The sequence below is a fragment of the Wolbachia endosymbiont (group A) of Clivina fossor genome, from assembly GCF_964026865.1.
GTDB lineage: Bacteria > Pseudomonadota > Alphaproteobacteria > Rickettsiales > Anaplasmataceae > Wolbachia.
This window is the reverse complement of record NZ_OZ034707.1, coordinates 57,450-77,482: the sequence shown is the minus strand read 5'-3', so window position 1 is coordinate 77,482 and position 20,033 is coordinate 57,450. Positions and strand designations below refer to the sequence as shown.

The 20,033-nt window shown below is 35.5% G+C and carries 16 protein-coding genes; 11 read left to right on the top strand and 5 right to left on the bottom strand.

Annotated elements, in window-relative coordinates:
- The first annotated feature begins 32 nt into the window (after positions 1 to 32).
- Positions 33 to 1,047, top strand: a protein-coding gene (locus AAGD99_RS00400; RefSeq protein ID WP_341822214.1) for an IS630 family transposase whose coding sequence is annotated in 2 segments (ribosomal slippage) — positions 33 to 497 and positions 499 to 1,047 — 1,014 coding nt in all. Because the reading frame shifts where the segments join, the coding sequence is not laid out codon by codon here.
- On the opposite strand, the gene AAGD99_RS00395 is transcribed toward AAGD99_RS00400, so the two are convergent.
- Complete coding sequence (locus AAGD99_RS00395; RefSeq protein ID WP_341822269.1) at positions 1,034 to 1,327, bottom strand: hypothetical protein; 294 nt, start codon at positions 1,325 to 1,327, stop codon at positions 1,034 to 1,036. The two genes, AAGD99_RS00400 and AAGD99_RS00395, sit on opposite strands and share 14 nt — an antisense overlap.
- Positions 1,328 to 1,617: 290 nt before the next feature.
- Positions 1,618 to 2,379, bottom strand: a complete 762-nt coding sequence (locus AAGD99_RS00390; protein ID WP_341822268.1) for a hypothetical protein — start codon at positions 2,377 to 2,379, stop codon at positions 1,618 to 1,620.
- A gap of 600 nt (positions 2,380 to 2,979) precedes the next feature.
- Here AAGD99_RS00390 and AAGD99_RS00385 point away from each other — a divergent pair.
- Positions 2,980 to 4,872: a hypothetical protein gene (locus AAGD99_RS00385; RefSeq protein ID WP_341822267.1), complete on the top strand. Its 1,893-nt coding sequence runs from the start codon at positions 2,980 to 2,982 to the stop codon at positions 4,870 to 4,872.
- 315 nt (positions 4,873 to 5,187) lie between these two features.
- Positions 5,188 to 8,427 carry an ankyrin repeat domain-containing protein gene (locus AAGD99_RS00380; RefSeq protein ID WP_341822266.1) on the top strand — a complete coding sequence of 1,080 codons (3,240 nt, stop codon included), beginning with the start codon at positions 5,188 to 5,190 and terminating at the stop codon, positions 8,425 to 8,427.
- Here AAGD99_RS00380 and sdhA read toward each other — a convergent pair whose 3' ends face one another.
- Entirely contained in the window at positions 8,428 to 10,233 is a 1,806-nt protein-coding gene (gene sdhA / locus AAGD99_RS00375) for a succinate dehydrogenase flavoprotein subunit (protein WP_341822265.1), read from the bottom strand. It abuts the gene before it with no gap.
- Between the two features lie 180 nt (positions 10,234 to 10,413).
- On the opposite strand from sdhA, the gene AAGD99_RS00370 reads away from it, so the two are divergent.
- The 6 genes from AAGD99_RS00370 to AAGD99_RS00345 all read left to right on the top strand — a co-directional run bounded on the left by AAGD99_RS00370 (position 10,414) and on the right by AAGD99_RS00345 (position 15,569).
- Positions 10,414 to 10,611, top strand: a complete 198-nt coding sequence (locus AAGD99_RS00370; protein ID WP_264688305.1) for a hypothetical protein — start codon at positions 10,414 to 10,416, stop codon at positions 10,609 to 10,611.
- 351 nt (positions 10,612 to 10,962) lie between these two features.
- Positions 10,963 to 11,889 carry a ribose-phosphate diphosphokinase gene (locus AAGD99_RS00365; RefSeq protein ID WP_253309402.1) on the top strand — a complete coding sequence of 309 codons (927 nt, stop codon included), beginning with the start codon at positions 10,963 to 10,965 and terminating at the stop codon, positions 11,887 to 11,889.
- Positions 11,879 to 12,232, top strand: a complete 354-nt coding sequence (gene gatC / locus AAGD99_RS00360) for an Asp-tRNA(Asn)/Glu-tRNA(Gln) amidotransferase subunit GatC (RefSeq protein ID WP_065094978.1) — start codon at positions 11,879 to 11,881, stop codon at positions 12,230 to 12,232. Before AAGD99_RS00365 ends, gatC begins: the two co-directional genes overlap by 11 nt.
- Positions 12,233 to 12,633: 401 nt before the next feature.
- A complete protein-coding gene (locus AAGD99_RS00355) occupies positions 12,634 to 13,137 on the top strand; it encodes a DUF2924 domain-containing protein (protein WP_341822264.1) in 504 nt (167 codons plus the stop codon).
- Positions 13,138 to 13,242: 105 nt separating this feature from the next.
- Complete coding sequence (gene guaA, locus AAGD99_RS00350; protein WP_341822263.1) at positions 13,243 to 14,805, top strand: glutamine-hydrolyzing GMP synthase; 1,563 nt, start codon at positions 13,243 to 13,245, stop codon at positions 14,803 to 14,805.
- A gap of 308 nt (positions 14,806 to 15,113) precedes the next feature.
- Positions 15,114 to 15,569 carry an ankyrin repeat domain-containing protein gene (locus AAGD99_RS00345; RefSeq protein WP_341822262.1) on the top strand — a complete coding sequence of 152 codons (456 nt, stop codon included), beginning with the start codon at positions 15,114 to 15,116 and terminating at the stop codon, positions 15,567 to 15,569.
- On the opposite strand, the gene AAGD99_RS00340 is transcribed toward AAGD99_RS00345, so the two are convergent.
- Positions 15,560 to 16,574, bottom strand: a protein-coding gene (locus tag AAGD99_RS00340) for an IS630 family transposase (RefSeq protein WP_341822251.1) whose coding sequence is annotated in 2 segments (ribosomal slippage) — positions 15,560 to 16,108 and positions 16,110 to 16,574 — 1,014 coding nt in all. Because the reading frame shifts where the segments join, the coding sequence is not laid out codon by codon here. The genes AAGD99_RS00345 and AAGD99_RS00340 overlap by 10 nt on opposite strands.
- A 113-nt stretch (positions 16,575 to 16,687) precedes the next feature.
- On the opposite strand from AAGD99_RS00340, the gene AAGD99_RS08960 reads away from it, so the two are divergent.
- Positions 16,688 to 16,768 carry an ankyrin repeat domain-containing protein gene (locus tag AAGD99_RS08960; protein WP_410529927.1) on the top strand — a complete coding sequence of 27 codons (81 nt, stop codon included), beginning with the start codon at positions 16,688 to 16,690 and terminating at the stop codon, positions 16,766 to 16,768.
- Positions 16,743 to 17,333, top strand: coding sequence for an ankyrin repeat domain-containing protein (locus tag AAGD99_RS00335; RefSeq protein WP_341822261.1), 591 nt, complete (start codon positions 16,743 to 16,745; stop codon positions 17,331 to 17,333). The genes AAGD99_RS08960 and AAGD99_RS00335 overlap by 26 nt, the downstream gene beginning before the upstream one ends.
- 3 nt (positions 17,334 to 17,336) lie before the next feature.
- Here AAGD99_RS00335 and secA read toward each other — a convergent pair whose 3' ends face one another.
- On the bottom strand, positions 17,337 to 19,997 hold the full coding sequence (gene secA / locus AAGD99_RS00330) for a preprotein translocase subunit SecA (protein ID WP_341822260.1): 2,661 nt from the start codon (positions 19,995 to 19,997) through the stop codon (positions 17,337 to 17,339).
- Between the last annotated feature and the right edge of the window lie 36 nt (positions 19,998 to 20,033).

The following is a 20,033-nucleotide window of genomic DNA, read 5'->3' as shown; positions in this document are numbered from 1 at the left end:
AAATAGAATAATTTAAGAATTAGTGGGGAGTTATGGCAGGAAAAAGTAAAGCAATAGGAGAAGAATTATATAATAAGTGTAACCTGGAATTAAAGAAGCACGGCATAAGAGGAGAGATAGGAAGAAGATTACAGGCAATAATATCTGCAAAAGAATATGGAATAACAAAAGTTGCTCAAATATACCGAATTACTAGAACTACATTGATGAAGTGGATTACAAGATTTAAGGAAGGAGGAGTCAATGCGTTTAAAATACAACCAGGACGTGGAGTAAAGCCGAAGTTGAGCTACAAGCAGCAAGAAGAAATTAAAAATGTCATAGCAGAAGAAGGAGCCAACCTAACGGCTAAGAAATTAAAAATCATAATTGAGAAAATGTTTTCTATTGAGGTAAGTAAGTCTACAGCACATAGACTGATGCAAAAGTTAGGTTTTTCGTATATTACTCCAAGGCCTGTGCACAATAAACAGGATAAAAATAAACAAGAAGAGTTTAAAAAAAAATCTTAATGAAACTATTGTCACGTATCCCGAAAAAGAGCTATTTTTCTTCGATGAGTCGCGGTTTGGCACACATTCAAAGATTGGACACGGGTGGTTTAAAAAAGGCATTAGGACACAGGTTAAGGTAAAATTAGGTAGGCAAAACTTTTATCTCTATAGTGCAGTTAATCCTAGAAATGGAGAGAGTTCTAGCTTATTCGTACCAAACGTCAATACTGATTGTATGAATATATTCCTTGAGCAGATGTCACAATATTTAGGAACAAGGGAGGCATTTCTTGTTGTGGATTGTGCAGGATGGCATAGATCCAAAGGTTTAAAAATACCACAAAATATTACCTTAATCTATTTACCTCCATATTCACCAGAGTTAAATCCAGTAGAGCGTTTATGGCAATATTTGAAAGACAATCTCATTAAAAATAGAATATATGACTCTGTTAGTTTATTGGAGGATACTGTATGTGCATTCATTCGTAATATTACGGAAAGTTCGATCAAAACCATTTGTTCTGTGAGTTATTTGCCTACTTATTTATGAGATTTGGTATTAGATGTTTAACAAAACTATCAAAGTAATTATTAATAGAAAAACTTTGTTTTCCTTTAGTAAATAGCTTAGCATAATTAACATCATTATCTGTATAATATTTATCTACATTTTCAATTTGTATATGAATAGACTTCTTTTCATAACGAAGGACAATATCATTAAATTTATCAATTTCAGAATCTTCAAACGCTAATGACAACAAAGGATATTTATGTTCATATGTAGACTTTCTAAGTGAGCAAAGCACCGACAAGTCTAATCGATACATAATCTAATCAAATGATGAGGAATGTATTGCTTAGTTTGACAAGTATTATCCAATTCATCCTGTCCAGGTTTATCCTGTAAATCACTAGGAAACTCTGAATCTTCATTACTAGTAACATTTACATCCATGCGCAGCCTCTTTGATACTGTACCATCTTTGTCTGTAACAGAACGTCCACGTTTTCTAGGGTTTACATCCGTTTCATGATTTTCCTTACCTGAACCACTTGAATGACCACTTTGTTTATGTGAGGAGTTTTCAATATCTCGTAATGGTATAGAAATGTAAGATTAAGAAATATTGTTTGAATTTAAACCTATCACATTACCGTAAGCTTCCTCTCTAGAAACTTTTATGCTTCTCTTTATATCTTTTTCAATATTGCTAAGAAGTGGTACAAAATGGTTCCTGTAATTCACTATATAAATAATATTATTACCTGTACCTACCTTACCTTTAGTAACATATAATCCATCTATCTCTTCATCTCTCAATTCTATAGTCCTAATTTTTACGCCATACTTTTCACATATCATTTTTCCTTCAACTTCAGGTCTTCCCCATATAGCGTTTTCCAACTTTAGAATTTTTATTTCTGAACCAGAACTTGCATTTTTAATGTCTTCTGCAGTAAATTCAATACGCGGAATATATTCACAAAGTTCTTCAATTTCTACTTTTAAAGCATTATCCAACCATGAGCCTTCTGATTGATCAACTTGTTGTGCATATTGCTTACAACTTTCCCGCAAAGACTTTACACTAAATCCTTTACTACCTGTAATCAGACCTTTATCTTTTAGCTCGTTCAACCCTTGAGCTACGGAATCAAAGAAACAATCCCCTTCACCTACAGCAGCTCCTATTTTAAAGCCCTCAGGCAATTTCTTTCTTAGTATTTCTAAAAGTTGATTAAGCTCTTTTTTTTCTTCATCCTTTGCATTTTTTATCTGACTAAAAATGGAAATAGGTTCTCTAGTAACGAAATCTGACTTTTTTAGAGTGCTCTCACTACTAGGTGATTTACCGGACTCTTTATTCCCTGCTAACATATCGACTCACTATACTAAACTATTCACATGATAGTCGAAAAAATCAACAAAGCAAAGTTATCTTTTTATGACTAATAACATTATTTCAATAGGTATATATTTCAATACTTTCTGTCATTAAATTAATAATATGGTCGCTTTTGTTTAATTAAAAATAATAACCGTGAGAAGAGTTTTTCTTGGAATCGCGTGGTCTACCACGTGTACCGTTCGAACTTTTCTATATAATAATCTCACTACATTGCAAAATCAGCTATATTAGCTTACTTTCGCCATATTTAGATATGAATTAATTTGTTTGGCTTTGTTGCAACAATTTTGCGTTTTTATTTTCACAACCCTATTTTTGTTTAACTTATTCTCACAAAGGTACGTACTTTTTTGTGGTTTTGAAAGGAGTAAATAAACAAATTTTCTGCAACACTAAAATTAGATATCTCTCTCAAAAATATTTTATTCAAAAAAACCTTTTTCTTTCTATTTAAATTATGATAGAGTTATAGAAAAATTAAGGCATGATATGCTATCCTCAGAATTGTATAACGCTCCGTTGAGGGTTCCAATCATAATGAGCTACCTGAGCAGGATGGTCTGATTTTCATGGATGACAAGAGCATATCTGGTTTGGATGAATCTGTTTCTCTGAGTACCCCAAGTAAATCAACCAGCCTAAGTAACATAGGCGTATTTGACCCGTTCGACCAGATTTTCTCGAGTACCCCGATTCACCAGGGTAGTCTGCACATCCCAAGTTTCACAAGTAACTCGTGCGATTCGATTGATAAGGCTGAACTGAGTGATAGAGTTGGTGTAGCTGGCATAAGTAGACTGGCTCGTCCGATAGAAACAATAGTAACTATATTGAACGAGCTAAGGAAAGTGGAAAACAACTCATTATTGGTGACACACTTAAGCACATTGGAAACAGGTATTAAAGATCTTATATGTAAGGCAGAAGAACTAATTAAGAATGATGATAGCCAAACTTGCCATAACAATAAGCTTGAAGGCCTATATCAAGATATTGACAAAATTAAACGAGAATTAGAGTCAAAAAAAAAGGTAAATGTTTCTTTAAGTAGAGAAAATCAAGTGTTGTCAGAACACAAAGATCAATTAGAAGAAAAGAACAGAGAGCTTTTAACCAGAAATGATAAACTAAAGGCACAGCTAGTTACAGCAAACACAGAAAAAAAAGAACTAGAAGAAATACTTGAGATATATGAACCTTTAGTGAAAAAGATGGAGGCAGATCTAAGTAAAGTGGTTAAAGAGAATAGGCTATTGAAACAAGAAAGAAATGAGCTCAATAACGAATACAAACACATTTCAAGATCAGAAGAGACAAAAGATCTGGGTATACAAACAGAGGACATAGATACATTACAAGAAAGAGCCGAGTTAAGTGACGGCTATAGGGTAGAGCTGGAAGAAAAGCTAAAAATAGCAAATGAAGATAATAAACGATTAACATTAAGTAATAGTATTTCAAAAGAAATGGTAAAACAACTAGAAGAAAAATTAAGGTTGAAAGCTTCACAACCTAATTTTACAGAAAAAAAACTTTTTGATGAAATAAAAGAGGCTGATCAGCAACAAATAGGGACTCTTGACAAATCAACTCAAATCGAAATTAAGTATGAATGTAATTTTGAAACTACAGTACCTATAAAGAATGAAGAGCTGAGTAATGCAACACAAGACTTTGGTAAAAATACTAGCGAACTAACTAGACTTACTGAAGAACTTAAAGGAACAAAAGTTCAGCTTGCAAAGAAGGTGGAAGAAATTAGCAACTTAAATGGTCAAGTCACTCAACTTACTGAAGAAAGCAGTCAACTTAGAGAGAAATTTGATGAAATAAAAGCTCAACTTGAAAAGGATTCGAAGCAAGCAACACAAACGGAACAGAGTCAACGAACAAAGCTTAATGATCTAACTAGTATAGTAAGTCAACCTAATAGCAAAAAAAGTGAACTTGAAACTCAACTTACAGAGAAAGAGAAAATGCTGGATACCGTACAGAAGAGCTTGGTTGACAAAGATGTTGAAGTAACTCAATCTACTAGTGAAACAAACCAACTTAACGCTACTATAGGGACACTAAATACCCAGCTTACAAAGCAGAAGGAAGCGCTAGATAGTGCAAATCAAGAAGTAAATCGACTCAAAAGCATAGAAGATCAACTTAAAAATACTATAGAAAAACTTGAAGGCATAAAAAATCAACATGGTAAAAACAAAAAATTCTTGAGAGCAAGCATTCATAGCAAAAGGCAATATAATTACGCCTCTGTTTCTTTTGTATTATCTGGAACATTTGCCGTTAGTGCAAGCTTAATAGTACCTTATTTAGGAATATGTATTGCACTTACTGTAGCTGCATTAGCTTTTCTTGCAGTAGGGTGTTACTGTTTATATAAAGCAAATACAGTACTTAATGATGTTAGAGCTGATCAAATTACAAACGGCGCTGATCATGCAGTTGCTTAAAATATTTTTTAGGGTTTTATTTGTACCCATTTGGCTTTTGGTAAGTTCAAAAGTATGTGCTGTAACCCATATACTCAAGATAAGTAGAAATAGCAGGAGGGGTTTTGTTGCATAGCGAGTTATAGAGTAAGTCGAGTAAAGGAAATTCATGCAGCAAGTTCAAAAGCCAATGTCAGAAGGAAAGTTTGCGTAAACATCTGAACTTACTAAAGAAACTCAAACATTACAAAATAATAAAAAGATTATGTTAAAATTAACTTTACTTATGTTATATACTGTATATAATACATGATTATCTCTAGGTTAGGAGGAAGTATGATTGTTGCTGAATCTATCGGTGGGCAAGAGTGGTCAGAGGCAAATACTGGTACTGGCCAAAGCGTGAGTGATCAGCAAATACCAGAGTCCATACAAGATACGTCTGTATCATCGTCATCGCAATCACCTATACTGAGTAGCAGTGGGTATTTTTCTCCTGGAAATACTTCTACACCTTATTCACATATAAGTGAAAATGAAGTGTTGGAAATGAACCAAAGCATGAATGATCAGCAAATACAAGATACGTCTATATCATCTAGTAATGAGGATGAAGTGTTTGAAAGTAATGCATTTGGCGATGAAGAGAAGCATAAACAACAGGGAGGTGAGTTAGGAGATAGAATAAGGGAATTAGAGCAAGAAAACACATATTTCAAGGGACAAAACTTAGCATTAAAAAGCAATAATAAAAAGATAACAGAAGAAGGGGAAGAAGGGGATGAATGTAGATTAAAGCTAGAAAAATCAGAAAAAAAAGTTAAAGAGCTTGAATGTAGATTGAAAAACAAACTAGCTGAAGGATGTGAAGAAAATAAACGTTTAGAACAAGTGGTAAGCGCATTAAAGGAAAATCTACAGAGTAAGGATGATGAAGCAAAGAGCTTACATAATTTATTGAAAGATAGAATGAGTGAAATTCAGTCAACAAATAGAGCAAATGAAGAACTACAGAAAAGATTGGATCAACATGAAACTGAGATAAGTAGGTTAAGAGCGAAAACCACAGAGCTGAGGAATGATATGAAGGAAATAGTGGAAGATTTAAAAGATGATCATGAAAAGCAGTTAGTAGGGTTATTAGAAAGAGAGAAGAAATTGACTGATACAATAAGTCAATTGGATAAAAAGAATCAAGAATTAGTTGGAGAATTAAATGAATTGGAGAGAGGAGCTTTAGAAGCAAAAAATCTTTACCCTAGTAGTGGAATGTCTCTTACAGATGAGATGAGCGACACAAATAAAAAGTTAGAGCAAAAAGAAAGTCATCAACAAGTAGAGAAAGTGGATATATCAACTCAAACGGGAATTGAGTATGATAGCGGTGATTGTAATCAGGAAACAACTCCTAAAAATAAAGTGGTAGATTCAGATGATTTTAGTTTATTCGCTCAAGGAACAAGTAATCGTCCAGAGTGTTATGAACTTGGTCAGAGAAATGAAACTGATAGGGTTATTGACATATGTGTAGAGCACACACTGTCAGATCAAAGCAAAATTGATGATAGTGATTCAGATTCAAAAAATGAACAAAAGCTAGAAGAGAAGTTAAGTACTGAGCAAGAGTGGTCAGAAACAAACGAACCATATGATGGTGAATATGAGTTGATTAAAGAAGAACATCTGTCACAAATTTCATGTAATGATCGGTTAGAAATCTTAAGAAAGCAAGGACATTCAGAGAGCGACATAGATGAAATATGTAGTCATGGTGATTCTTGGTATACTCAAACAACCATACCGACACTTGATAATAAAGCACCACCATCTTTAATGGATAGTCGAGATTCACTACGTAAACGAGTGTGTGTTTGGCTTGCTCAAGAGTATGGCCTCACAGAAAATCAAAAGCAGTTAAACATAGAGTTATTGGATATTTTAAAACATCTAGACTGGTATGATGAAAGTGCTCTCTTTGATTATGATAATGGTGGTGTTGTTATGCTCAAAGAATTTTTAGAAAATAATAAAAATAATCCAGATCTAAAAGTTATTCTTGACCTTGAAAGAGGGGAATCTGGGGCAACGGTATTGCACGCGGTTTCAGGAGCTCGTATATATGAAATAGGTCGTGATCATGAGCATCGAGCTGTAGGTTTACTCTTGGCAGCAGGAGCAGATCCTAACGCACAGGATAATGAAGGAGAAACACCTTTGTACTATGCTGCTGCTATTGGTAATGGTGAAGGTGTAAGCTCACTACTTTGGAAAAATGCTAATCTCAATATATGTAATAAGCAAGGAAAAACTCCACAGCAGATTGCAATCGATAGTGGTCACCATAATGTGGCAGGGCTACTTTTAACTGACAAACAAAAGAAGTTGAGAGACAAATTATATTATAACATTCGTGCAAATGTTTCAGATCTTATTCACTTCACTAAGATTTTAAAAGAGTTTTTAGATGAACACAAGAATAATCCAGATCTAAAAGTGGTATTAAATATTCGAAGTGAAAGAGGTGAGTCAGAAGTTCTTGAATTTGCTGAACGTATTTCTTACTTTAATGGAGCTGTTGGTGCAGAAGTAAGAAACTTATTTTTGGAGGTAGGGGCATCATGCGATGTACTTTATCGTGTAGTAAAGGAAGAACGGCCCTTTGTTTTATGGCGTAGTTTAACGCTAAATCAACAGAAAAGATTAGATGATTTTTTATACAGAATATCTAAAGCTGAAGATATGGACAAACTAGAAAAAGTTGTAGATGAGGTCATCAGATCTGGAGTGCAGCTAAATTTTAACAAAGACTTTTCTCCAAAAGACCCTATTGCATGTAATTGGTATAGTTCAACAGATTATGTGATAAAAAGGATTGGTGAGTTAAATAAGTTAAAAAGGAATCCTAAAGTTGCCAGTGATATAATATGTAAGTTGGTATCAAGAGGGGCAATATTATATAATAGAAATAGTATGGATGTAATTGACGAACTGGAATTAGAATCTAAAGACCATAGAGCTAATATGAAAAAAGCTTATGCAGATTATATTAATAATGCTCATAAATTTATTAAAGTCGTGAAAAGAGCAACCAATGGTAGGCTGAATGATGTAAGAATGGATAACTCTGTTTTTTATTTGGAATATTCAGAAGATAGCACTAAAACTGCTTCAAAAAAATGTCAGTCTGGCATTGAAAAAGCAGGTTCTTTTATAGAAAAAACAGCATCTACTACAGGAAAAGCAGTATCTGCTGCTGGAAAGTACATAGATCCAGCAAAGAGAACCCGTCAAACATTAATATCCATAACAACGGTTATTTTCATTTCAGCTGTAGCATATGGTGTCTCTCAGGGTTACATTGGGGCCCTTGCCGCTTTATTCCTCGCAGCTATTGCTATAGCTACATGTCTTGCTCTCACTTTAGGGTTTAGTGGTGTTAAGAAATGTTTTGAAAAACTAACTAATAAAACAAAGAACTCTACTGACAATGACCGACAGACAAAGCGTGCAAGAAATCCAAAAAGTGAAATGAAAGATACATCAACAAAATCTCCCGCAGATGGGTTAACAATATAACTAGTATACCCTCTTTTCCGGAGCGATGAAGTCAATTTCATCGCTCAGAGTTTTTTCAGCAACTTTTTTGTAGTCAATTTTTACGTTAATTTGACCTTTCTTTTCTTCAAGCCACGCTATGGTGTGTTTCATCCAGTTTTTATCATCACGCTCAGGAAAATCTTCACGAGCATGAGCACCTCTACTCTCCTCTCGATTGGCTGCGCATTCCATGGTAATAACCGCTTGTGGGATCATGTTAGCAAGCTCCAGTGCTTCAACTAAATCACTGTTCCATATCATACTGCGATCCTCAAGTGAAACATCAGGCATCATTTTTGCTACCTTTTTTATAGCTTTTTTACCTTCTTCTAAAACTTCAGCAACACGGAACACTGATGCGTACTTTTGCATAGTGTTCTGCATTTCGCTGCGTATTTTTGCTACTTTGAGCTTCCCAGAAGCAAATCGCATTTTATTAAACCTATCTATTATCCAATCTGTACAATCTGAGCTCAATTTTTTATGTGGTGTACCGGATTTTAGTTTCTCTTTTGCTCTGAGCGCTGCAGCTCTACCAAAAACCACAAGATCAAGAAGTGAGTTAGAACCAAGTCGATTTGCACCGTGCACAGAGACACATGCAGCTTCTCCAATTGCAAATAGTCCATCTACCACTTCTTCCTTACCTTGCTTCAGCGTGATCACTTCTCCATGATAATTGGTTGGAATGCCACCCATGTTATAGTGAACAGTCGGAATGACCGGTATTGGATCTTTAGTGACATCAACTCCAGCAAAAGTTCTTGCGGTTTCGCTGATGCCCGGCAATCTGAGTTTTATTACTTCCGGATCAAGATGCGCTATAGTTAAATACATGTGATCTTTTTTCGGTCCAACTCCCCTTCCCTCTCTAATTTCAATTGTTATTGCACGACTTACCACATCACGGGAAGCTAAATCTTTTGCTTTTGGTGCGTAACGTTCCATAAACTTTTCGCCCTGAGAATTAACGAGGTACCCCCCTTCTCCACGGCACCCTTCTGTCATCAAGCACCCTGAGCCATATATTCCTGTTGGATGAAATTGTACAAATTCCATATCTTCAAGTGGTAACCCAGCTCTCACCACCATGCCATTACCATCACCTGTGCAGGTATGCGCACTTGTTGCAGAGAAATAAACACGTCCATATCCACCTGTTGCTAGCACCACTTTATGCGCACGAAATTTATGTAATGTACCGTCGCATAGCGACCAAGCAAGAACTCCACAGCATGCTCCGGTTTCGCTATCCATAATTAAATCAATCACAAAGTATTCAACAAAAAATTCAGCGTTGAATTTAAGACACTGCTGATATAGAGTGTGAAGGATTGCGTGCCCAGTTTTGTCTGCTGCCGCACAAGTGCGCTGCGCTGATTTTCCTTTACCAAAGTGAGTTGTCATTCCACCAAAGGAACGCTGGTATATTTTGCCATTTTCTGTACGAGAAAAAGGTACGCCAAAATTTTCAAGTTCAATAACAGCTTTAGCAGCGTTTTTACACATATATTCTATTGCATCTTGATCACCAAGCCAGTCTGAACCTTTTATTGTGTCATATGCATGCCAGCGCCAATCGTCTTCACCAATATTACCTAAAGCTGCACTAATTCCGCCTTGTGCTGCAACTGTATGACTTCGTGTAGGGAAAATTTTAGAAATGCAGGCAACTGAAAAATTAGTTGCAGCCATCCCAAGCGTTGCTCTGAGCCCTGCTCCACCTGCACCCACTACTACCACATCATACTCATGTTCTATGATCTCATACGCTGACTTATCCATATTTGCTTATTTTATCATTACAGGCTTATGATATCACAGAAGTAGAAAAAATCTATACAAGTTTTCTATAGCTAATACCAATTCTCATTATTAGTGAACCACTTTTTCATCCAATAATTTTGATCTTAATGCCATTTAAACCTCGCTATTTTACTTACTTCAGGTGGAACATACAATAAAATGGTTGAGTCTTTATCTGGCTTGCATCCATCGGTAGTTATTACACTAAATAAACAGGAAGTTGGTGGAATGATAAAAGAAACGATTACTCAAAAATTTTCTGAAATGGCCAGGGAAAACCTTGGCAATTTCTCTGAGGAAGAGCAGGAAAAGATTCGTAATGAGTTGCCGGAATTATCGTCTGAAACAGTAAGATAGCTACACGCTTAGCTCTTGAGAAAAAGTGTCAGGGGTTTAGCAGTGGACTAGATAATGATAAAAAGGAGGAAATACTAGGAGAATGTATGAGTAATTTATCCTATGTTGAACTGGAGAACCAAAACGAAGTGGTAAGGTAAATTATATTTCATTAAAGTCATTTATCTTGAAACATAAGCAGGATTTTGTATAGTTGTTTCAATTTGGGTCTGTATATTGAAACAATGCGTGAAAATGACAGGTCATTGTACAAGAGGTACCTAATTTGCCGACAAGAATGCTAGATAAAGAAACTTACATTTCAATTATTTCATAATTTCTGTATAATCTTACAAGCTCAATTGGTATATTATGAAGATAATAATAGGTAATGCTAGTAAAGAATTAGGGGAATCAGTAGTTAACCGGCTAGATGTTCAACCATCCTCTGCTTGGATATCAAAGTTTACCGATGGCGAGGTAAATGTAGAAGTAGCAAATGATCTATATAATCAAGAAGTATACATAGTACAATCTCTTTCTCCCCCTGTGAATGATAACCTTATGGAGCTTCTGCTTATAATTGATGCAGTAAATAGATTAGGAGCCAAAAGGATAGTAGTAATTATTCCTTATTATGGATATAGCAGACAAGATAGAATTATCAAGAACAATGATATGCAATCTGCTTTAAATGCCAAATTAGTTGCAAATCTTATTCAAACTGCAGGTGCAAGTAGTGTTGCAGTGATTGATTTGCACTCAAGTCAAATTGAAGGATTCTTTGATGTACCGATAACTAATTTGAACTGCTTTGAAGCATTTGTTGACTGTATACACACGGAAAATTTGGCAATTGTTGCACCTGATGTTGGTGCAATTGGCAGAGCACGTGCTTTTGCAAAGACTTTAGAGGAAAAGTACAAGATAGGGTTAAGTGATAAGATTATTGTAGTAGATAAATATAGGGAGAAAGCAGGCACATCTCAAGTAATGAACATAATAGGAGAAGTTGCGAATAAAAATTGTGTCATTGTTGATGATATAGTTGACTCTGGTGGAACATTGTGTAATGCAGCCCTTGCTTTAAAAAATTGCGGAGCAAAGTCCGTAATTTCATGCATCACACATGGCGTGCTTTCAGGAAGTGCAGTTGAAAAAATTTCTTCCTCTTCTTTAGATAAATTAGTGATTACGGATACTATACTTCACAAACTTGAAAAAACTGGTAAAATAGAAGTTGTTTCGGTCGTAGATATTTTAACTCACTTCATCCAAGGAGGTAAAGATGCCAGCTAAGTCAACAGAAGACGTTATTACTTCACTAATAGAATTTGCAAATAAGAGAAAAATAACAATTACCAAGGAAGAAATGCTTAAAATTGCACAGCTTGTAAGGATTAAGTTATCAAATGACGAGATTGATCACTACTCCAAAGAACTGACAATGCTGGATTGGATACATGATACTTTATTACAAGTTAATACTGAAGGTGTTTCTCCTATGCGTTATGGCAGTATAGACAAGGACATTCATGTACGCGATGATGTTATAAATTCTCAAAACATTAAAGAAGAGATATTGTCCAATACAAAACCTGAGCATGGGTATTTCGTAGTGCCAAAGGTTATAAACGATTAGGGTAAAATAAGGCTCATATCAATTCTATAATAGATCTACTTTCAAAGTATCCGTTCAGCAGAGTGGCAAAACAGGTATAGCTAACCCAAGAAGGTTTCCCTACGTCATACCGCCGCGGCGCTAACAAGTAGCGGAATAACGAATTTGTTGTTTTTCAAATTGTAGGTAAACCTAAGCCACTTTAGCTATAGTTTACTTGCCCCATGATTTTCTTTATTATCAGATATTGCTTTAAATAATATGGAGGGGTAAGTTGTCAGCAATTGCCATCATTGATTTTGGTTCACGTACGATATCGGTAGTTAACATTAGCTACCTGAGGGTCAGAGTCGCCTTTCTTAAAGATATTTTAAGTATACTAGATGTATTATTGATACGTGATAATAAAACTGGAGGGTTTTATGGAAACATCTGAATTAACTTTACTCGACTTACAGGATTTGCTTGAAAGTTTGAAAAGGCATGTGCGTAGTGAAGTAGAAAAATATGTAGATAAAAGGGTAGAAGAAGTCAAAGATGAGGCAGTAACATATATAATAAATAAAGTATTAAACAATATGGTGGGTAATGAGCCACTAAATGAGCTCAAAATAGATAAACCTAAAGAAATTGTGCAAGTTGATGATGGCTTAACGCAAAATCAAAAAGTTATTAAAGCTCTTTTTATAGGTAGAACACTTGTTGGAGAATATAAAAAGAAAATGTATGAAGTTACAGTCAGTAATGAGGGAAAGTTTATTTACAATGGGGAAGAATATAGTGCTCCTTCTACGGCTGGCACAAGAATTACCGGTAAAAGTTGCAACGGTTGGGATTTTTTTAAAGTATGCCTTGACCCCAAAGAAAAACTGAGGACTCTGAGTCACCACCGTGCAAAGTTTCTGTCAACTCAAAATAAATCATAGCTAACGTTTAAGTCATACATCAAAGCTTTTAAGAGGTCTTAGTTTACTTACTCCATTATTTCCTTTATTATCAGATATCACTTTTAAATAATATGGAGGAGCAAATTGTCAGCAATTGCCATTATTGATTTTGGTTCACAATTTACACAGCTTATCGCAAGACAAGTCAGGGAAATGGGTGTGTATTGCGAAATATTTCCAAGCAACATCAGTTTTGAAACAATATCAAAATTCAATGGGTTTATTCTCTCTGGAGGACCACAATCTGTAAATGATGATTGTTCTGAAACAAGTAGAGTAGTACATGAAATTATAAAACTTAATAAGGCAACAAACGTTCCTATACTTGGAATATGCTATGGACAGCAACTCATTTGTCATTATTTTGGAGCAAAAGTAAAAGAGAGTTTCAAACAGGAGTTTGGCAGAACTAAAATCAAGATACTAAAAGAATCCCCCATTATAAAGGATACCTGGAATGTTAATTCTGAAGTGGATGTATTAATGAACCATGCGGACAGTGTTGATACTATACCACAGGGATTTACTGTTATCGCATCAAGTGTGATAAATCAAACAATTGCAATAATTGTCAACGAACAGCGGAAGATTTACTGTACTCAGTTCCATCCTGAAGTGAGGCCCACAACAAATGGCAGTAAATTGCTCTCTAACTTCTTGGATATTGCAAATTGCGAGAGAGACTGGACAATGAAATCGTTTATTGAAAAGCAGAAGGAAAAAATCAAAAATGTAGTAGGAGAGAAAAAAGTAATCGCTGCAGTAAGTGGTGGGGTTGATTCAAGTGTTGCAGCGGCTCTCACACATAAAGCTATAGGAAAACAATTGAACTGTATTTTTATCGATACTGGGTTGTTACGCAAGAACCAGACCATTGCTATGTTGAAAGAAATTCCGATAAACTACGTTGATAAATCAAATTTATTTTTGAGTAGGTTAAAGGGAATAACTGATCCAGAAAAAAAGCGAAAAATTATCGGTAACGCTTTCATTGAAGTGTTTGAAGAAGAAGCAAAAAAAATAGGTGATGTGGATTTTTTGATGCAAGGTACCATCTACTCTGATGTAGTTGAGTCAGGGCATGCCTCAGACAACACTAGTACAATTAAGTCTCACCATAATGTTGGTGGGTTGCCAGAAAAGATGAACCTGAAGCTAGTAGAGCCTTTACGCTACCTCTTTAAAGATGAGGTAAGGCTACTTGGAAAAGAAATTGGGCTTTCAGACGAGATAATATTTCAACATCCATTTCCTGGACCCGGACTTGCAGTGAGGATTATAAGTGAAGTCGATGAAGAAAAGGTGCGAATATTGCAAGAAGTAGATGAAATATATATTAATACGATGAAAAATTACGATCTATACGATAAGATATGGCAAGCTTTTGCTGTATTATTACCAATAAAAACTGTAGGCGTCATGGGAGATGGTCGTACATACGGATATGTTTGTGCTTTAAGGGCTGTAACATCGTCCGATGGTATGACGGCTGATGCATTTCCATTTGAAGATAAGGATCAGCATTCGCTAGTGTTTTGGGACTTTTTACAGAATGTTGGCAGTATAATTGTTAATAACGTTTCCGGAGTAAATAGAGTTGTCTATGACTTAACTTCTAAACCACCAGCAACCATTGAGTGGGAGTAAATCAAAAGTCTAGTCATACCGCAGCGGGATCTAGAGATACTGCGGCGGAATGACGTAGGATTGCTGTCATCCCGCTTTGTTAGCGGTTGAGATACCGTGAATAAATCACGGTATGACGTTAAGTAACTCGTCATCCCGCTACGTGTTAGCGGGATCTAGAGATACTGCGGCGGAATGACGAATTTGTTGTTTTTCAAATTGTAGGTAAACCTAAAGCTATAGAAAAAAAGAAGAACCAGTTTCTTAGTTCTTCATTAACATAATCCACTTCATATGCCATAATAAAATTTTATATCTTGGAGAAGGAAATGACATTAAGGTTAATACTACAAGAAGTCAACAGTAGTCCAGATCTGAGTAAGGAAAATTTAATTGATAGAATTAAAGATAAGCTGCAGCAGGAAAATCAACTTATATATGATGAGTGGAAAAAAAGCGAATTTGATATAAATTACACGTTTATAATACTCAAGTGCAATTTATTACTTATAGCAGCTGAAAATGGCTATGAAAAAGTAGTAAGATACTTAACAAAAAACGGAGCTAATGTTAATGTACAAGATGAATGGGAAAAAACCTCCTTACATTATTCTGCTCAGCATGGGCATACACAAGTAGTAGAAATTTTGCTAGAAGAAGGAGCAGGCGTTAATGCACAAGATGAAGATAAAGGGACTCCTTTGCATTATGCTGCCAAACACGGGCATACAAAGACAGTGAAACTTCTACTAAAAAATGGAGCTAATACCAAATCTCATAAATAAGTAGGCAAATAACTCACAGAACAAATGGTTTTGATCGAACTTTCCGTAATATTACGAATGAATGCACATACAGTATCCTCCAATAAACTAACAGAGTCATATATTCTATTTTTAATGAGATTGTCTTTCAAATATTGCCATAAACGCTCTACTGGATTTAACTCTGGTGAATATGGAGGTAAATAGATTAAGGTAATATTTTGTGGTATTTTTAAACCTTTGGATCTATGCCATCCTGCACAATCCACAACAAGAAATGCCTCCCTTGTTCCTAAATATTGTGACATCTGCTCAAGGAATATATTCATACAATCAGTATTGACGTTTGGTACGAATAAGCTAGAACTCTCTCCATTTCTAGGATTAACTGCACTATAGAGATAAAAGTTTTGCCTACCTAATTTTACCTTAACCTGTGTCCTAATGCCTTTTTTAAACCACCCGTGTCCAATCTTTGAATGTGTGCCAAACCGCGACTCATCGAAGAAAAATAGCTCTTTTTCGGGATACGTGACAATAGTTTCATTAAGATTTTTTTTTAAACTCTTCTTGTTTATTTTTATCCTGTTTATTGTGCACAGGCCTTGGAGTAATATACGAAAAACCTAACTTTTGCATCAGTCTATGTGCTGTAGACTTACTTACCTCAATAGAAAACATTTTCTCAATTATGATTTTTAATTTCTTAGCCGTTAGGTTGGCTCCTTCTTCTGCTATGACATTTTTAATTTCTTCTTGCTGCTTGTAGCTCAACTTCGGCTTTACTCCACGTCCTGGTTGTATTTTAAACGCATTGACTCCTCCTTCCTTAAATCTTGTAATCCACTTCATCAATGTAGTTCTAGTAATTCGGTATATTTGAACAACTTTTGTTATTCCATATTCTTTTGCAGATATTATTGCCTGTAATCTTCTTCCTATCTCTCCTCTTATGCCGTGCTTCTTTAATTCCAGGTTACACTTATTATATAATTCTTCTCCTATTGCTTTACTTTTTCCTGCCATAACTCCCCACTAATTCTTAAATTATTCTATTTTAGAAATTTTTCTTTATTCGTCTATTTATTTTTAGGAATTGGTATAATATCAATCTACAAGATGAAGGTGAAAGAACTCCTTTGCATTATGCTGCTGAGCACGGGCATATAAAGACAGTGAAACTTCTACTAAAAAATGGAGCTAATACCAATTCTCAATAATAATGAGACAAATGAAAAAGAGTGCTTTCCGCCTATAACTGGAGGTTTAAGTGAATTTATCGTATATTCTATTTGTCTTCCCAATAACGAAGTTTGGTATAATATCAATCTACAAGATGAAGGTGGAAGAACTCCTTTGCATTATGCTGCTGAGCACGGGCATATAAAGACAGTGAAACTTCTACTAAAAAATGGAGCTAATATCAATCTACAAAATAAAAATAGATATACCCCTTTGAGTTGTGCTTGGCATAGTAAATATCCAGAAATGGCAAAACTTCTGCTAAATTATGGTGCAGACCCATCATTTATTCATAGACCTAAAGCTACAAAAGCAGGAATTACTGTGGGTATATTAGCTGCCATTGTTGCTCCATTAGCACTCATTTATGCTACTGCATTACCTGCACTAGCAATAGTTGGAATTACTGTGGCATCTGCACTGATCGTTGGTGGAATTTCCTATGGGGTTGCATATAAGTCATCAGAGCATTCATTAAACAGTAAGCTAAGTGAGGTTAGCTGCAGTAATGTTGATGGAAATAAACAAGCTGTACAACCATAGTTACTAATTTACCACAGTAACCGCGCCGTGGCAGTGCTTGTATTTCTTTCCGGAGTTGCAAGGACATTTGTCGTTTCTTGAGACTTTGGAAAGTCTGCTATTTCTAGCAGAATGTAACCTATTGCCTATCTCTTGGTTGTCTGCCAACTTAAAGTGTGCTAAGCGGTGAATGGTAAGTTCTTTCCACTTTTCAAGCATCGACTCAAACATTAAGAAAGCTTCGCGTTTAAATTCATTCAGTGGGTCTTTCTGCCCCATGGCACGTAAGCTTATGCTCTGTCTTAAGCTTTCTAAAGTTGAAAGGTGTTCCCTCCATAAATGATCAAGTGTCATTATCATCATTTGCTTCACGATCGTATTCCACAAATCTGTAGTGTGCTGACTGTTGAAATATTTTTCTTTCTCAGTAAAAAATTCTTGTATCTTATCATTTATATAATTCAAAGCTTCTTGTTTGTTTAAAAACTTTGCTAAATCTTCTTTATCAAGCGTTATTCCATACTTTGTATGGAATTCTTTGACTATATCTTCAATATAATCCTCATAATAGCCACTTTGGATTATACCTTCTACTATGCTCTCATTTACTTCGCTATATACTTCAAGTAAATCATTAATTTCGTTGCCTAAGATATTGTTTCTCTGCTTAAAAATAACTTTACGTTGGTTGTTGATTACGTCATCAAACTTAAGCAAAGACTTCCGCACATCATAGTTTCTAGCTTCAACTTTCTTCTGCGCCTTCTCAAGTGCCTTATTGATCCATGGATGATGAATAGCTTCGTTATTCTTTAACCCTACTTTTTGTAAAAAGCTTCTCATTCTATCAGAACCAAATATTCTCATTAGATCATCTTCAAGCGATAAAAAGAACTTAGAAAGTCCAGGATCCCCCTGACGACCAGAACGGCCGCGTAATTGATCATCTATTCTCCTGCTTTCATGTCTTTCGGTTCCAACCACGCATAAACCACCAGCTTTTATAGCAATTTCCTTATCTTTTTTTACTCTTTCGACTATTTCTTGGTATTTTTTTTCTCTTTCATCAGCATTTTTTATCTTCTTTAGCTCTACCTTTGCAATCATTTCAGCGTTTCCACCGAGTTGAATATCAGTTCCACGTCCTGCCATGTTAGTTGCTATAGTGATACTACCTGGCACTCCAGCTTGTGCTATTATGTACGCCTCTTGTTCATGATAACGAGCATTCAATACTGAATGCTTAAGAGAATGGCTTTGCAAAAGCGCAGAAAGCTTCTCAGAGTTTTCGATGCTTACCGTGCCAACAAGGACCGGTTGAAGGCGTTTGTGGCATTCTTCTATAAACTTCAACACAGCATTAAATTTTTCTTTTCCTGTGCCATAAATTTCATCATCAATATCAACTCTTTTTACAGGTACATTGGTTGGAATTTTTACTACATTTAGTCTGTATATATCACGAAACTCTTCTGCCTCTGTTGCTGCTGTTCCAGTCATTCCGGAAAGTTTATTGTACATACGAAAGTAATTCTGAAATGTGACCGATGCTAAAGTTTGGTTTTCATGCTGAATTTCAAGATTCTCCTTCGCTTCAAGTGCCTGATGAAGACCATCGGAATATCTCCTGCCCTCCATCATACGCCCAGTAAATTCATCAATAATCACTACCTTGCCATCCTTTACTATATAATCTTTATCAGCAGTAAACAGCTTATGTGCACGTAATGCTTGGTCTATATAATGAGTCATTATCATGCTGTCAGTATCATAGAGCGAGGAATTTTCAGGAATGAGATTGTATGACCTGAGTAGTTCTTCCACTCGTGAAATACCATCTTCAGTAAGGAACACTGCCCTACCCTTTTCATCCACCTCATAATCAGAGTCAACTAATTTGGTTACTATTTTATTGATATGCTTATATATCTGATTGTTTTCCTCAATCTGGCCAGAAATAATAAGCGGAGTGCGAGCTTCATCAATGAGTATTGAGTCTACTTCATCAACTATTCCGTAGTGAAAGCCTCTCTGAACCATGTCTTCTTGAGAAAATTTCATATTGTCTCGCAGGTAATCAAAGGCAAGCTCGTTATTTGTGGAATACACGATATCTGCACTGTAAGCCTCTTTTCTCTCTTCGTCTGTCAAGTTATTCGTGATAAACGCAACAGAAACCCCAAGAGAATTATATAATTTGCTCATCCACTCTGTGTCTCGTTTTGCAAGATAATCGTTAACAGTTACGACGTGCACGCCTTTCCCTTCTAAGGAATTTAGATATGCTGCTAAAGTTGCAACGAGTGTCTTTCCCTCTCCTGTTTTCATTTCTGATATCATACCATTGTGGAGCACCATTCCACCGATCAGCTGAACATCAAAGTGCCTCATGTTAAGAAACCTGCGAGAGGCTTCACGCACAACTGCAAATGCAGGTACGAGAAGATCATTTAACGTTTTTCCATTTTTCAATTCTCGTTTGAATTCTTCAGTTTTACCAGCAAGCTCCTCATCAGATAAGCTCTGCATTTCTGTTTCTAATGCATTTATTTGCTGAACAATTTTCCTAAAGGATTTTACTATCTTCTTGTTTGCGGAACCAAATATCTTTCTTATAAAAAAGAATGACAACGTAAAAATGAAAAATATAAGAATGGCTGTCAAAATTAGCGGAGAATCTAGCATAAACTTAAGTAAAGTCTTATTTAATATGAGATTATA